This window comes from Acidimicrobiales bacterium, from assembly GCA_041394265.1.
GTDB lineage: Bacteria > Actinomycetota > Acidimicrobiia > Acidimicrobiales > SZUA-35 > JBBQUN01.
In genome coordinates this window covers 65018-78460 of sequence record JAWKIO010000006.1, presented here as the reverse complement: position 1 = coordinate 78460, position 13443 = coordinate 65018, and the positions used below count along the sequence as shown (strand labels likewise).

Annotated in this window: 14 protein-coding genes and 1 tRNA gene; 11 read left to right on the top strand and 4 right to left on the bottom strand. The window is 67.1% G+C overall.

What is annotated here, in order from left to right; translation table 11 throughout:
* The first annotated feature begins 2 nt into the window (after positions 1-2).
* From scpB to R2733_24655, 6 genes are read left to right on the top strand one after another with little or no spacing between them, the layout of a single operon-like run.
* Positions 3-731 (top strand): SMC-Scp complex subunit ScpB, encoded by a 729-nt coding sequence (gene scpB, locus R2733_24680; GenBank protein ID MEZ5379715.1) that lies wholly within the window; start codon positions 3-5, stop codon positions 729-731.
* Positions 724-1485, top strand: coding sequence for a pseudouridine synthase (locus R2733_24675; GenBank protein MEZ5379714.1), 762 nt, complete (start codon positions 724-726; stop codon positions 1483-1485). Before scpB ends, R2733_24675 begins: the two co-directional genes overlap by 8 nt.
* 11 nt (positions 1486-1496) lie before the next feature.
* Complete coding sequence (gene aroH, locus R2733_24670) at positions 1497-1889, top strand: chorismate mutase (GenBank protein ID MEZ5379713.1); 393 nt, start codon at positions 1497-1499, stop codon at positions 1887-1889.
* Positions 1886-2968 (top strand): prephenate dehydrogenase/arogenate dehydrogenase family protein, encoded by a 1083-nt coding sequence (locus tag R2733_24665; protein ID MEZ5379712.1) that lies wholly within the window; start codon positions 1886-1888, stop codon positions 2966-2968. Before aroH ends, R2733_24665 begins: the two co-directional genes overlap by 4 nt.
* Positions 2969-3020: 52 nt before the next feature.
* A complete protein-coding gene (gene cmk, locus R2733_24660) occupies positions 3021-3680 on the top strand; it encodes a (d)CMP kinase (GenBank protein ID MEZ5379711.1) in 660 nt (219 codons plus the stop codon).
* Positions 3681-3698: 18 nt separating this feature from the next.
* Positions 3699-4373, top strand: coding sequence for a lysophospholipid acyltransferase family protein (locus tag R2733_24655; protein MEZ5379710.1), 675 nt, complete (start codon positions 3699-3701; stop codon positions 4371-4373).
* Here R2733_24655 and ispH read toward each other — a convergent pair.
* The 4 genes from ispH to R2733_24635 are packed head-to-tail and all read right to left on the bottom strand — an operon-like array spanning position 4370 to position 8946.
* Entirely contained in the window at positions 4370-5407 is a 1038-nt protein-coding gene (gene ispH, locus R2733_24650) for a 4-hydroxy-3-methylbut-2-enyl diphosphate reductase (protein MEZ5379709.1), read from the bottom strand. The genes R2733_24655 and ispH overlap by 4 nt on opposite strands.
* 43 nt (positions 5408-5450) lie before the next feature.
* A complete protein-coding gene (locus tag R2733_24645) occupies positions 5451-6803 on the bottom strand; it encodes a cyclopropane-fatty-acyl-phospholipid synthase family protein (protein ID MEZ5379708.1) in 1353 nt (450 codons plus the stop codon).
* Entirely contained in the window at positions 6800-7627 is an 828-nt protein-coding gene (locus R2733_24640; protein ID MEZ5379707.1) for a DUF1365 domain-containing protein, read from the bottom strand. The genes R2733_24645 and R2733_24640 overlap by 4 nt, the downstream gene beginning before the upstream one ends.
* Positions 7624-8946 (bottom strand): FAD-dependent oxidoreductase, encoded by a 1323-nt coding sequence (locus R2733_24635; protein MEZ5379706.1) that lies wholly within the window; start codon positions 8944-8946, stop codon positions 7624-7626. Before R2733_24635 ends, R2733_24640 begins: the two co-directional genes overlap by 4 nt.
* A 56-nt stretch (positions 8947-9002) precedes the next feature.
* Between R2733_24635 and R2733_24630 the strand changes: the two genes are divergently transcribed.
* The 5 genes from R2733_24630 to R2733_24610 all read left to right on the top strand — a co-directional run bounded on the left by R2733_24630 (position 9003) and on the right by R2733_24610 (position 13329).
* Positions 9003-10421, top strand: coding sequence for a DUF512 domain-containing protein (locus R2733_24630; GenBank protein ID MEZ5379705.1), 1419 nt, complete (start codon positions 9003-9005; stop codon positions 10419-10421).
* Complete coding sequence (gene der, locus R2733_24625) at positions 10418-11749, top strand: ribosome biogenesis GTPase Der (GenBank protein MEZ5379704.1); 1332 nt, start codon at positions 10418-10420, stop codon at positions 11747-11749. The genes R2733_24630 and der overlap by 4 nt, the downstream gene beginning before the upstream one ends.
* Positions 11750-11877: 128 nt before the next feature.
* A complete protein-coding gene (locus R2733_24620; protein MEZ5379703.1) occupies positions 11878-12957 on the top strand; it encodes a PP2C family protein-serine/threonine phosphatase in 1080 nt (359 codons plus the stop codon).
* Positions 12958-12974: 17 nt separating this feature from the next.
* Positions 12975-13193 carry a hypothetical protein gene (locus R2733_24615; protein MEZ5379702.1) on the top strand — a complete coding sequence of 73 codons (219 nt, stop codon included), beginning with the start codon at positions 12975-12977 and terminating at the stop codon, positions 13191-13193.
* Positions 13194-13254: 61 nt separating this feature from the next.
* Positions 13255-13329: transfer RNA gene (locus tag R2733_24610), tRNA-Pro, on the top strand.
* Positions 13330-13443 lie beyond the last annotated feature (114 nt).

Genomic DNA, 13443 nt, shown 5'->3' with positions numbered 1-13443 from the left:
GCGTGTCGGAGTCAGAGCAAACCGAGCCCGAGGTCGCAGCCGAGCTGGCACCCCGGCCCGAGGTGTCGATCGCCGAAGCGAAGCGAGCCATCGAGGCCATGGTCCTGGTGTCGACCGATCCGCTGGCCGAACACCTTTTGGCCCAGCTCATCGAGATCCCCGTCACGCTGGTCCGAGAGCTCTGCCACGAGCTTGCCGCGTCCTACGCCAGCGAGCGGCGTGGCTTCCAGCTGGTCGAGGTGGCCAATGGTTGGAGGTTCCAGACCCATCCCGACCTGTCGCCCTACATCGAGCGGTATGTGCTCGAAGGGCAGACCACCCGTCTGTCGACCGCAGCGCTCGAGACGCTGGCGATCGTTGCGTACAAGCAGCCCATCTCCCGGGCCCAGGTGTCGGCCATCCGCGGCGTGAACGTCGACGGCGTGCTGCGCACGCTGGTCCACCGCGGCTACCTGGCCGAGGTCGGCCGCGACGACGGTCCGGGCCAGGCGGTGTTGTTCGGAACCACGTCGTCGTTCCTCGAGAAGCTCGGCATCGCGTCCATCGACCAGCTGCCGCCACTCGGCGACTTCGTGCCCGGTGCTCACGTCGTGGAAGCACTCGAACAGACGCTCCGGGTCGACCGCTCCCAGATCGACCCGGTCGCCGACCTTGCTGCGGACGACCTTGCAGTTGAGGACCCTGCTGCTGAGGGCCCTGCTGCCGTCGACGAGCGGCCCGACGATGACTGAGCCCGAGCTGCACGACGGTGAGCGGCTGCAGAAGGTGCTGGCCCGTATCGGTGTCGGCAGCCGACGAGTGTGCGAAGACCTGATCGTCGACGAGAAGGTGACGGTCAACGGCGAGATCGCGGTACTCGGTCGTCGGGTCGTCCCCGGGGTCGACGTGATCGCCGTCGACGGCGCCGTGCTGTCCACGCTGCCCGACGCCATCACCTACCTGCTGAACAAGCCGGCGGGCACCATCACGACGGCGTCGGACCCGCAGGGTCGCCCCACCGTGATCGATCTCGTACCGAGCGAGCCGCGGGTCTTTCCCGTCGGACGACTCGACTACGACACCGAGGGACTGCTGCTGCTCACCAACGACGGCACGCTGGCTCACCGCCTGACCCACCCCAGCTTCGGCGTCGAGAAGGAATACCTGGCCCACGTTCAAGGCGTGCCGTCGCGAGCGGCACTTCGGCAGCTCCGTGAGGGCGTCGAACTCGACGACGGGATGACCGCCCCGGCCAAGGTCGCTTCCGTCGCCGACGGCCTGCTGCGCATCACCATTCACGAGGGCCGCAACCGTCAGGTCCGGCGCATGTGTGAGGCGATCGGCCACCCCGTGCAGCGGCTCGCCCGCACCCGCATCGGACCGCTGAGTGATCCACACCTCGCCCCGGGGGCGTGGCGGGTGGTCGACGCCGACGAGATGCTCGAGCTTCAGCGGGCGGTCATCGACGGGGTTTCGGCAGATGACGCCGACCGCGGCGACCGATAGCCTCACGGGCGATGTCTACTCCCTCGCGTTCGTTCCTCGCCCTGCGTGGCGCCATCACCATCGATGCCGACACGCCCGACGAGGTGGGCAAACACACCACCCGGCTGCTCGAAACGCTGTATGAGCGCAACGATCTGCGCAACGACGAGATCGTGTCGGTGCTCTTCACCGCCACGCCTGACATCTCGAGCATCGCTCCGGCCGTGTCGGCCCGAGCGTTTGGTCTCACCGATGTGCCGTTGATCTGTACGCAGGAGATGGCGGTCGACGGCGCACTGCCGCTGTGCGTGCGTCTGCTCGCCCACCTCGACACCACCAAGACGAAGGACCAGCTGCGCCACGTGTTCCTTCGCGGCGCAGTGGCGCTGCGACCCGAGCTTGCCGAGCCCGGCGACGAACAGTGAGCGAGCGCCAGGTCGGATCGGCCGCTCGTCGAGCCACGATCATCGGCTCGGGCCTGATCGGTGGGTCGGTTGGCATGGCGCTGCGGGCCGACGGTTGGCACGTCTCGGCCGACGACGCCGATCCCGAAGTGGCCAAGCGGGCCGTCGACGTCGGCGCCGCTGATGCGGTCGGGGTCGACCCGATGAGCGACCTCGTGGTGCTGGCTGGACCCGTCGGCGTCATTCCCGAGTTGGCGAAGCGGGCCCTGGCCGAGACCACCGCGGTCGTCACCGACGTCGGTTCGACCAAGGCCCAGATCTGTTCGGCGATCGACGACCCCCGATTCATCGGCGGTCATCCGATGGCGGGTTCGGAGCAAGACGGCATCGACGGCGCACGCGGTGATCTCTTCCAGGGTGCCATGTGGGTACTGACCCCGACCGACCACACCGAAGAGGCGAGCCTGGCGATGGTCGCCGGGGTGGTGAGCAAGCTCGGCGCCGAAGTCATCGCACTCGCGCCCGCAGTGCACGATCGGCTCGTCGCCCAGGTCAGCCACGTCCCTCACCTCACGGCAGCGGCGCTGATGACGCTGGCCGACGAGTCATCGGTCGAGCATCGTGCGCTCCTACGCCTCGCTGCCGGTGGATTCCGAGACATGACCCGCATCTCGGCCGGCCGTCCGTCGATCTGGCCCGACATCTGTGTCGCCAATCGCGACGCAATCGTCGCCGGGCTCGACGGACTCATCACCCGGCTGTCCGACGTTCGGAGCAAGGTCCTCGACGAAGACCGCAGCGGTCTGCTCGATCTGCTGACCACGGCCCGGCACGCTCGGATCAATCTGCCGACCAGCTTCCGAGTGACCGACGAGGTCGCCGAGGTCGCGGTGCCGATCCCCGATCGCCCGGGTGAGATCGCGGCCATCGCCACGCTGGCATCCGAGCTCGACGTGAACATCCTCGACCTCGACATCACCCACAGCGGCGAGGGCGGACGCGGTGTGATGTTGCTGATGGTCGATCGAAAGCTGGGCGAACGCCTCGTCGGCGGGCTGATGGTGCGGGGCTACCAACCCACGCTGCGCCAACTCGACTGATGGGTGGTGCCTGCGCGATGACCAACCGAGTGAACCAACCAGGAGCGCTAGCGTGACATCTGTGGAACCCGAGTTGTTGGTCATCGCCATCGACGGCCCCGCCGGATCCGGCAAGTCCACGGTGGCGCGGCGCCTGGCCAAGGCACTCGACCTCGAGTACCTCGACACCGGTGCCATGTACCGATCGGTCACCTTTGCCTGCCTGGCCCGTGGTATCGATCCGGCCGACGCCGACGAGGTCGGCATCGTGGCCCAAGGCATCGACCTGCGAATCGAGGCCGACGGCACCGTCACCGTCGACGGTTTCGACGCCACCACCCAGATTCGTGGGCCCGAGGTCACCCGTGCGGTGTCGCAAGTGGCGTCGCACCCCGAGGTCCGTGCCGAGCTGGTGTCCCGCCAACGCGAGTGGGCCCGTCGTCGGGGCGGTGGCGTGCTCGAAGGGCGCGACATCGGGAGCGTCGTGTTCCCGAACGCTCGGCTCAAGGTGTACCTGTCCGCCAGCCCCGAGGTTCGTGCCGCCCGCCGGGCACGCGAGGTCGAGGATCTCGACTACGACACCGTCGCCGCCGATCTCGCTCGTCGTGATGCACTCGACTCCGGGCGCCAGCACGATCCGCTGAAGCGGGCCGATGGAGCGATCGAGGTCGACACGAGCCATCTGTCGATCGACGAAGTCGTCGAACTGATCGCGGCCGAGATCCGCAGCTGAGATTCGTGGGTGTGACCTGTGGTTGAGACGACGCCCGACCTCGGCGGTGGTTCGCCCCGGCTCTACCGGGCCGTGCGCATCGTGGCCATGTTTCTGTTCAAGGTGATGTTCCGGCTCGAGGTCGTCGGTGAAGAGCATGTGCCGACCGAGGGTGGCTTCGTGCTGGCACCGGGCGCCCACCGGTCGATCCTCGACACGCCGTTGGCGGCGGCAACCACGCCGCGGATCCTTCGCTACATGGGTGCCGAGAAGTACTTTGCCACTCCGGGTCTCGGCCGGTTCCTGCTCGCCGTCGGCGGCTTTCCGGTCGAACGCCACATGGCCGACCGTGAAGCGCTTCGACTGTCGGAGCTGATTCTCGCCGCCGGTGACCCGCTCGTGATCTTCCCCGAGAGCACTCGCTACCAGGGCCCGGTCGTCGCCCCGATCAAGGAGGGTGCGGCGTTCCTCGCCTGCCGAGCCGGTGTGCCGATCGTGCCCGTCGGGATCGGCGGCGCCGAACGCGCCCTCCCGATCGGCGGCAGGATCATCCGCCCCCGCAAGTGCACGATCGTGATCGGCAAGCCGATCATGCCGCCCGAGCGAGTGGCAGGCGAGCGGGTGAAGCGCTCGACCGTGAAGGCGATCTCACAGCAACTCCACGACTCGCTGCAGGAGCTGTTCGATCAGGCCCAGATCCGAGCTGGTCTCTAGCTGCCGCTGATCGAGGCGAGGACGTCGGCGGCGCCGATGACTCGGTCATCGAGCGGCGGGCGGGCGTCGACATTGCCGCCGAGGCCGAACGTGGCGACGACGTCGACCGAGGTCAGCATCTCGCGCAGGTTGCGGGGCGGCGGGAAGTACTCGGCTTCTTCGGTGATCGTGACTTCCTCGACCCCGTTTGCCGGGGCGAGGACGGCAATGACCGCTTGGACCACGTCTTCGGGGGCGCTCGCACCGGCGGTGACGGCGACGACACCGGAGAGGTCGTCGGGCAGTTCCTCGGGTCCGTTGACCCGGAACACCCGCGGGCACCCGGCTTGCTCGGCCAGTTTGGCCAGAGCGTTGGTGTTCGACGAGTTGGCCGAGCCGATCACCACGACGGCGTCGACCCGATCGGCCACCGACATCAGCGCCGACTGGCGGTTGGTGGTGGCGAAGCACAGATCGGAGCGACCGGGCTGCCACAGGTCGGGGAAGCGGACGCGGGCGGCGTCGGCGACATCGGACCAGTCACGATGCGACAACGTGGTCTGGGCGAGGAGCGCCGTCGGCTCGTCGAACTCGGGGAGGGCGGCGACATCATCGATCGACTCGACCCGGCTGATGGCGGTTGGAGCGACGGCCATGGTGCCGATGGCCTCTTCGTGGCCTTCGTGGCCGACGTAGATGATGCGGTAGCCCTTCTTCGCCCGCACCTTCACCTCGTGGTGCACCTTGGTGACGAGCGGGCACACCGCGTCGACCACGTAGCTGCCTCGGGCCCGGGCGGCCTCCACCACCTCGGGCGCCGACCCGTGAGCCGACAGCATGATCGGACGACCTTCGGGCACTTCGTCGATCGAGTCGACGAAGATCACGCCCTGGGCCTCGAACCGGTCGACGACCAGCTTGTTGTGCACGATCTCGTGGTAGCAGTAGACCGGCGCATCGAACGCACGCACCATCCACGACAGCGCCTTGATCGCCATCTCGACCCCGGCGCAGAAGCCACGGGGCGCGCACAGTAGTACCCGGTCGACGGTCATGGTGGTCGATCGTAGTTGTTCGAGCCTCGATCCCCGCGCCGCCCTACGGGCGAAGGGCCAACCCGTCGGGGCGCCAGTCCCTGCCGGCAAGCACGAACTGATTGACGGTGCAGTGACGCTCGAGGAACCCTGCCTCGCAATAGGCGAGGTAGAAGCGCCACAGGCGGATGAAGCGTTCGTCGAGACCGAGCTCCCGTACCTCGTCGAGCTGGGCATCGAACTGGTCACGCCATCGCCGAAGTGTCTCGGCGTAGTGGACGGTGAGGTCTTCGACGTCGAGCATCTTCATGCGGGTGGCCGACGACACCGAACGGTTGACCGCGCCGATGGAGGGAAGGAAGCCACCAGGGAAGACGAAGCGACGGATGAAGTCCTCGGTGTTCTTGGTCCGCTCGTAGCGACGATCAGGAATGCAGATCGCCTGAATGCCGACCAGCCCGTCGGGGGCGAGGCAGCGCTCGATGGTCGAGAAGAACTGGTCGTAGTCGCGCCAGTCGACGGCCTCGATCATCTCGATCGACACGATCCGGTCGAAGGTTCCTTCGAGGTCTCGCCAGTCGGCGTCGAGCAGGGTCACGTTGTCGGCATGACCCGCCTCGTGCACCCGGCGGGTGGCCTCGGCGAGTTGCTCGTCGGAGATCGTGGTGGTGGTGATGTTGCAGCCCACCCGTTCCGACGCCTGGAGCGCCATGCCGCCCCAGCCGGTGCCGATCTCGAGGAGACGGTGGTCGGGCTGCAGGCCGAGCTTGTCGATCAGCCGGTCGTACTTGGCCCGGCTGGCGGCGGCGAGCGGGATACCGGGTTCGGTGAAGACACCGGCCGAGTAGGTCAGCGTTTCATCGAGGAAGATCGAGAAGAAGTCGTTGCCGACGTCGTAGTGACTGGCGATGTCTTCTTTGTTGCGGTGTTTGTTGCGCCGCGGCAGCACGGAACGGACGGGGTCGACGAGCCAGCCCGTGGCATGGTGGAGCCGATTTCGGTACTCATCGAGCGGCTCGATGTTCTCGATGATGATGCGCACGACCGACACAGGATCGTCGGAGTGCCACCAGCCTTCGATGTAGCCACGGCCGAGCCCGATCGAGCCCTCACTGATGAGGCTGCTCCACGCTCGATCGTCGCGAATCTCGATCTCGGCGCTGAGGCCACCGCCCGGTCCGAAGCGGTGGACGCCTTCACGGTCGATGACCGTGAGCTGGCCCGAGGTCATGCGATCCATCACGGCATGGGCGGCACGGCGAGCCACTCGCTGCACGCCCGGAACCTTGCGTTGTCGTTCGGCGTGACGCAGGAGACGTTCGGGCCGCACGATCGGCACGTTGCCGTCGGCGACGGGTTGATCGGTGTCGTGGGCGGCGGGAGCGAGGGGAGCAGCGGGGTCGACCGGTGCCGTCATGAGGGGGACTCCTGGGTGAGCTTGTCGGGATGGCGGACGAAGGGGACTCGTTTGGCAGCCAGACGGGCGGCTTGGGAGTGGATGCCGGTGCTGACCCGGTAGGTCGACAGGGGGGCCGACCACAGATTGCGAGCCAGGGCACGGCGAGAGGCCGGAGTGCGGTCGAGCTGGAGAGAGGTGTCGAGGGCCACGGTCTCGTTGGTCGGGTCGACGAGCTGGAGGTCGATGCGCAGCTGCTCGCCGGCGGCGACCCCGATCAGGTAGTCGTAGTCCTGGCCGAAGAACGGCGAGACGTGCAGTGATTTCGGGAACCGGGCGGTGCGCATGATGGGCGCATCGTTCCCCTCGGGCAGGTCGATCAAACGAGGACCGGGTCCCGCCGGCGCAGCATCGTGCAGCGCAATCGTGTAGCGGTGGCGCTCGTGCCAGGGGGTGTTCGTCACTTCGAGCACAGCGCCGACGGGTTCGGGATCGGTCGTGTCCCACGCCAGATAGACGGTGATCGGGTTGAACAGCCAGCCGAACCGGCGGAGCTGGGTGAGCATGCGGATCGGTCCGTCCGGCCGATGCCCGAGCACCGGTTCGAGATCGTCACGCACGAGGAGCCCGAGCGGCGGGGTGCGTTCGTCGCCGTAGTCGCTGCGTCGGAAGCGGGCCGGTGCGGGTTCGGCAGGGGAGTAGAGCCGGTGGTGGTGGCAGAGATCGTTCGGATGATCGGGGTCGATCCACACCATCGACATCGGGTACTCGAAGGAGTGTTCGGTCGGCGTGGCACGCCGGTGGTAGACCGTGCCGGCGCAGACCGACGCCACGCCGGGGGTCATGTCGACGCCCCGACCGGTGTGGCGTTCCGGGACCGAGCACTGATCGCCTCCGCCACACGCAGGCCCGACGCAATGCCGTCTTCGTGGAAGCCGAAGCCCCAGTAGGCCCCACAGAAGTGGAGATGGTCGACACCGCTGATCTCACCGTGGCGAGTTTGGGCATCGATTGCGGGTTGGTCGAACACCGGGTGGGCGTAGTCGGCGGAGTACAACACGGTCGTTGGATCGATGCGGTCGTCGGCATTCAGGCTCACGAAGTAGCGCCGCGAGCCGGGCAGCCGCTGGAGGCGCGTCAGGTCGTAGGTGACCGCCGGGAGGGTCTCGTCACCCACGCCGCACTCATAGTTCCACGCGGCCCACGCAGCCTCCGACGGTGGCATGAGCGAGGCGTCGGTGTGCAGCGTCGCCCGGTTCGGTTGGTAGCCGATCGCTCCGAGCACCTCCTTCTCGGTCGGCGTGGCATCGGCGATCATGGCGAGGGCCTGGTCGCTGTGGCAGGCAAGGACGACCTCGTCGAACCCTTCGGTGTGCCCGTTGCTCGTGACCGACACCGCCCAATCGGACGCCACGCTCTGGCTGGTCGTTCGACACACTTGAGTGACGGGTGAGGACAATCGGACCTCGCCCGCACATGCATCGGCGATGGCCTGCACATAGACACGTGAGCCGCCGATCACGGTGCGCCACTGGGGACGGTCGCCGATGCCGAGGAGGCCGTGGTTGCGAAGGAAGGACAGCAGGCTGGCCGCCGGAAAGCGGTCGAAGGTGGTCGGGTCGGCCGACCACACGGCCGCTCCCATCGGGATCAGGTGGAGGTCGACGAAGCTTTCGTGGTAGCGCCCCTCGTCGAGGAACTCGGCGATGCTCAGGTCGTCGCGACCGGCATCGAGGTAGGCGTTGGCCTTGCGGTAGAAGCGGATGATGTCGGCCAGCATTCGCCACATGGTGGGGCTGACCAGGTTCTTCCGGTCGGCGAACAGGGTGTTGAGGTTGGTGGCCCGATAGTGGAAACCGTTGGTTCGATCGGTGACGGCGAAGCTCATCTCGGTGTCTTGCACCGGCACGCCGAGCTCGTCGAACAAGGCAACGAGGTGGGGATAGTTCCGGTCATTGTGGACGATGAATCCGGTGTCGATGCCGAGCGGTCCGGCGATCGGGTCCTCGACGGTGACGGTGTTGGCGTGCCCGCCGAGCCGATCGGCCGCCTCGTAGATGACGACATGATGGCGGGGGTCCTTGGCCAGCTGGTGAGCGGCGCTGAGACCGGCGATGCCGCTGCCGATGACGGCGATCTTGGTGGGTCGATCCGTGTCGTTCATTGCCCGTTGTTCGTCGCCGGGTCCTTTCTGGATGCCCTTCCGTAGACTTTTTCACGATGATCGCCCAGACCGCCCAGCTTCCCCGCGTCCTCGCGGTGGCGCCCGACTCACCAGCCGCAACGGCTGGCGTGCTTGTCGGCGACGTGCTGTTGCGGGTCAACGGCGAGGTGCCACGTGACGTGATCCAGTACCGGATGCTCGTCGACGAGCCGGCGGTCAGCCTCGAGATCGACCGGGGCGGCCTCACTCGCCAGATCGACATCGACAAGGCCGACGGCGAGCTGCTCGGGATCGAGGTCCAGTCGTCGTTGTTCGACCAGGTCCGCACCTGCGACAACCACTGCTCGTTCTGCTTCATCTACCAGTTGCCGGCCGGCATGCGAAAGAGCCTGTACCTCAAGGACGACGACTTCCGGCTGTCGTTCCTCTACGGCAACTTCACCACCCTCACCCGGTTCACCGAGGCCGACCTGGAGCGTGTCATCACCGAGGGTCTGTCGCCGCTGTACGTGAGCATCCACTCGACCGAGCCCGAGGTCCGGTCGTCGCTGCTGCGCAACAAGCGCGGCGCCACCAGCCTGCGTTGGTTGCGAGCCCTGCTCGACCACGGCATCGAGGTCCACGGGCAGGTCGTGGTCTGCCCCGGCATCAACGACGCAGAGGCGCTCGAGCGCACGTTGGCCGGCGTGCTCGACGACTACAGCGAGCTCGCGTCGTTGGCTATCGTGCCGCTGGGGATCAGCGACCATTCGAACGAGGCCGACATGCGGGCGCACACCGTGGCCGAAGCCGAAGCGGTGGTCGAGTTGGTCGAGCAGTGGCAGGACATCTTCCTCGACGTGCTGGGCCACCGCCTCGTGTTCGCCGCCGACGAGTACTACCTGCTCGCCAACCGTCCATTCCCCGACGCCGAGACCTACGAGGGGTTCGCCATGCACGAGGACGGCATCGGCATGGCCCGGACGTTCGAGATGGAGTTCCGGGGCGAGACCGACGAAGCGACCGGCCCCAAGTCCGGCTTCTTCGCCTGGGTCGAAGGTGCGCCCGCCGAGGGCTACCGCGCACCACGGCTCGCCACGCCGACCGACGCCGACGGCGCAGCGATCGTGCAGCTGCGGCCACGGCCGAGCGCGCCGATCGGTGTGCTCACCGGTCAGTACGGCGCCCGCATCCTCGGGCCGATGATCGACGATCTCGGCCGCGACGACGTGCGGATCGTCGAGGTCGACAATCAGTTCTTCGGCGGCAACATCGGTGTGGCCGGGCTCATGGTGGGTGCCGACGTCGCCCGGGTGCTGGCCGACCAGCCCGCCGGGCACCGCTATCTGCTGCCCGACGTGTGCCTTTCCGGCAGTGTGTTCCTCGACGGCATGAGCCTCGACGAGCTGCCCCGACCAGTCGAGGTGGTGCCGACCGACGGCATCGCCCTCCGTCGAGCCCTCGGGCTCGACACCACAGAAGTGAGATCGGCATGACCGAAACAACATCCGCCTCCCACCTGCCGACGGTCGCCATCGTCGGTCGGCCGAACGTCGGCAAGTCGACCCTGCTCAACCGGGTCCTGGGCCGGCGCGAGGCGATCGTCGAGGAGAAGCCGGGCGTCACCCGCGACCGCAAGATGGTCGAGGCCGAGTGGCAGGGCACGAGGTTCAACCTCGTCGACACCGGCGGTTGGATGGCCTCGGGATCCGAGATCGACATGAAGGTGTCTCGCCAGTCCGAGAAGGCGATCGCCGAGTCCGATGCGCTGCTGTTCGTGGTCGACGCCTCGGTCGGTATCTCCGAGGACGACGCCCAGATGGCTCGAGCCATCCGTGGTTACGACAAGCCCATCTTCGTGGTCGCCAACAAGGTCGACGACGCTCGCCACAGCGATCAGGTGTGGGAGTTGGTTCGTCTCGGGTTCGGCAACCCCTACGGCGTCAGTGCCCTGCACGGTCGGGGCGTCGGTGATCTGCTCGACGATCTGGTGGCTGCTCTGCCCGAACCGACCGAGATCGAGGGCGATGATGTCGAGGGCGGTGATGACGAGCGGATCTTCTCGATCGTGCTCGCCGGCAGGCCGAACGTCGGCAAGTCGACGCTGTTCAACCGGCTGATCGGCGAGGACCGCTCGGTGGTGCACGACATGGCGGGCACCACGCGGGACACCGTCGACACGATCGTCGAGACGGCGAACGGTCCGATCCGGTTCCTCGACACCGCCGGGATGCGGCGCCGTAGCCGGATCGACGAGAACACCGAGTACTACTCGACCATCCGGGCACTCCAGTCGGTCGACACCGCCGACGTTGCTCTGCTGCTGATCGACGCCACGGAGGGGATCACGGCCCAGGACCAGCGGCTCGCCGAGCGGGTCGATGGCGCCGGTTGTCCGATCGTGGTCGTGCTCAACAAGTGGGATCTGCTCGACACCGAGGCCCGTGAGAACATGGCCGACCAGATCGCACGGAAGCTGAGCTTCCTGCCGAACGTCACCGTGCACCGGATCTCGGCACTGTCGGGTTCGGGCACCCACAAGCTGCTGCCGTCGCTCGACCTGGCGCTCGACGCCTATTCGGCCCGCATGCCGACCCGCAAGGTGAACGAGGTCATCCGCCGGGCCCAGCAGGCCACGCCGGCGCCTCACGGGGCCCGGGTGCTCTACGCCACGCAGGGTGCGACCGATCCGCCCACGTTCACCCTGTTCGCCAACCGCGACATCCCCCAGTCGTACCTTCGCTACCTGGAGCGGAGCCTGCGTGAGGCGTTCGATCTTGGTTCGACACCGATCAAGATGCGTGTCCGACGCAGGAGTGAATAATCACCCCGATCGGCCGACAGGAAGGGATCCCAGCTCAGATGGGTTGCCTTCCTTCCCGCTTCGAATCGATCGTGACGGCAGCGTGAACAACTCCCGCTGCCGGTGACCAGAAAGGGTAGCCTCGGTCCATGGAACGCCTCGTGCCAGCGATCGCCGCCGCGATCTGTGTTGCCGCCGCGGTGTTCTGGATCCGGCAGACGATCGTCCAGCGCCGGCTGGCCTCCCGCCTGTCGACCGAGCAGATCGACCCCGACCTGTGGCGCCTGGCCGACGCCGATTTCCGGCGTGATTTCCTCTCGGCGGTTGCCGCTGCCAGCTCCGCGACCGTCTTGATCGTGCTCGCGATCGTGGCCGTTCCCCGTGGGGTCACCCTCACCTCGTTCACCCTCGCCCTGCCGTCGGTGATCACCCTGTTCCGCCGGCAACGGCTCGAGGAGATCGCCCGGGTCGCCGCCGGTCGGTCCGAAGTCGAAAAGCGTGCTCGAGAGGTGCTCACCCAGGAAGAACTGGCGCCGTTGCAGTGGGCAGCACGTCTCGCCCCGTCCACCCTCCCCAGCCTCAAGGGGTTCGAGATCGGCTCGCACTACCAGGCGTCGAGCGGCGCCATGGCAGGCGATTTCTACGACGTGTTCCGAGTCGACAAGCACCGGGTTGCCGCCGTCATCGGCGACGTGACCGGTCACGGCATCGAGCCATCGATCACCGCCCTGCAGGCCAAGTACCTGCTGCGGGCGTTCCTTCGTCAGTACCGAGACCCGGGCCAGGCGGTCGAGGAACTCAACGCTCAGATGTCGGTCCTCGAACGAGGCGAAGAGTTCATCTCACTCATCGTGATGGTGTTCGACAACGACGCCGAGACGCTGCGCTACTCCTCGGCCGGCCACCCTGCCGCCTTCGTGTGGCATGCGTCGGAGGTGCGGCCGCTCGGTGCCACCGGACCTCTGCTCATGCTCGATCCGAAGGCGCTCTATCACTCACGAGAAATCGCCTGGCAGAGCGACGACGTGGCGGTCATGTACACCGACGGGCTCGCCGAAGCCCGCAATGGTGAGGCCCTGTTCGGGGAGGAAGGCGTGGCCAGTATGATCCGCCGTGACCCCACGGCCTCGCCTGATGTGCTCACCAAGGTGTTGGTCGAAGCGGCCCGAGACTTCTCGGGCGGACCGATCAACGACGACGTTGCGGTACTGGTCCTTCGACGAGTCTGAAAGCAACCAACAACTCGATGCCGTGGTGTGACGCGTGTGACGAATACCGGGCGCCCAACGCGCTCGCCGAGGACGGCTCGTGTGCGGCCTGTGGCGGCAAGGTCGACACGTCCGACCTGAAGCACCCGCCCAGCACGAAGGCTCCGTGGCACTTCTGGCTGATGGTCATCGCCCTCGTGCTCTACCTGGGCTGGCGCCTGATCCAGGGCATCATCTGGGTCGTGCAGAAGATGTGAGCAGATTGGCGGCTGCGGCAGGTGGGGGACACCCCTCGCCGCGGTAGCATCCGTGCGGCCACGGGCTGTGGCGCAGCTTGGTTAGCGCGCCTGACTGGGGGTCAGGAGGTCGGGAGTTCGAATCTCCCCAGCCCGACGGTAAAGCAGCAGGTCAGAGCCGGTCCCCAGGGGCCGGCTCTCCTCGTTTTCGCCTCCAGGTGGACAACGAGGTGGACAACGGTTGTAAAGCTGTCCCGGGTCACGGTGGAAA

Bases quoted from the DNA above. Each gene is read 5' to 3' on its own strand.
- R2733_24630 (MEZ5379705.1), top strand. From the start codon at position 9,003: ATGATCGCCCAGACCGCCCAGCTTCCCCGCGTCCTCGCGGTGGCGCCC.
- R2733_24675 (MEZ5379714.1), top strand. From the start codon at position 724: ATGACTGAGCCCGAGCTGCACGACGGTGAGCGGCTGCAGAAGGTGCTG.
- R2733_24640 (MEZ5379707.1), bottom strand. From the start codon at position 7,627: ATGACCCCCGGCGTGGCGTCGGTCTGCGCCGGCACGGTCTACCACCGG.
- der (MEZ5379704.1), top strand. From the start codon at position 10,418: ATGACCGAAACAACATCCGCCTCCCACCTGCCGACGGTCGCCATCGTC.
- R2733_24645 (MEZ5379708.1), bottom strand. From the start codon at position 6,803: ATGACGGCACCGGTCGACCCCGCTGCTCCCCTCGCTCCCGCCGCCCAC.
- R2733_24615 (MEZ5379702.1), top strand. From the start codon at position 12,975: ATGCCGTGGTGTGACGCGTGTGACGAATACCGGGCGCCCAACGCGCTC.
- R2733_24635 (MEZ5379706.1), bottom strand. From the start codon at position 8,946: ATGAACGACACGGATCGACCCACCAAGATCGCCGTCATCGGCAGCGGC.
- aroH (MEZ5379713.1), top strand. From the start codon at position 1,497: ATGTCTACTCCCTCGCGTTCGTTCCTCGCCCTGCGTGGCGCCATCACC.
- ispH (MEZ5379709.1), bottom strand. From the start codon at position 5,407: ATGACCGTCGACCGGGTACTACTGTGCGCGCCCCGTGGCTTCTGCGCC.
- R2733_24620 (MEZ5379703.1), top strand. From the start codon at position 11,878: ATGGAACGCCTCGTGCCAGCGATCGCCGCCGCGATCTGTGTTGCCGCC.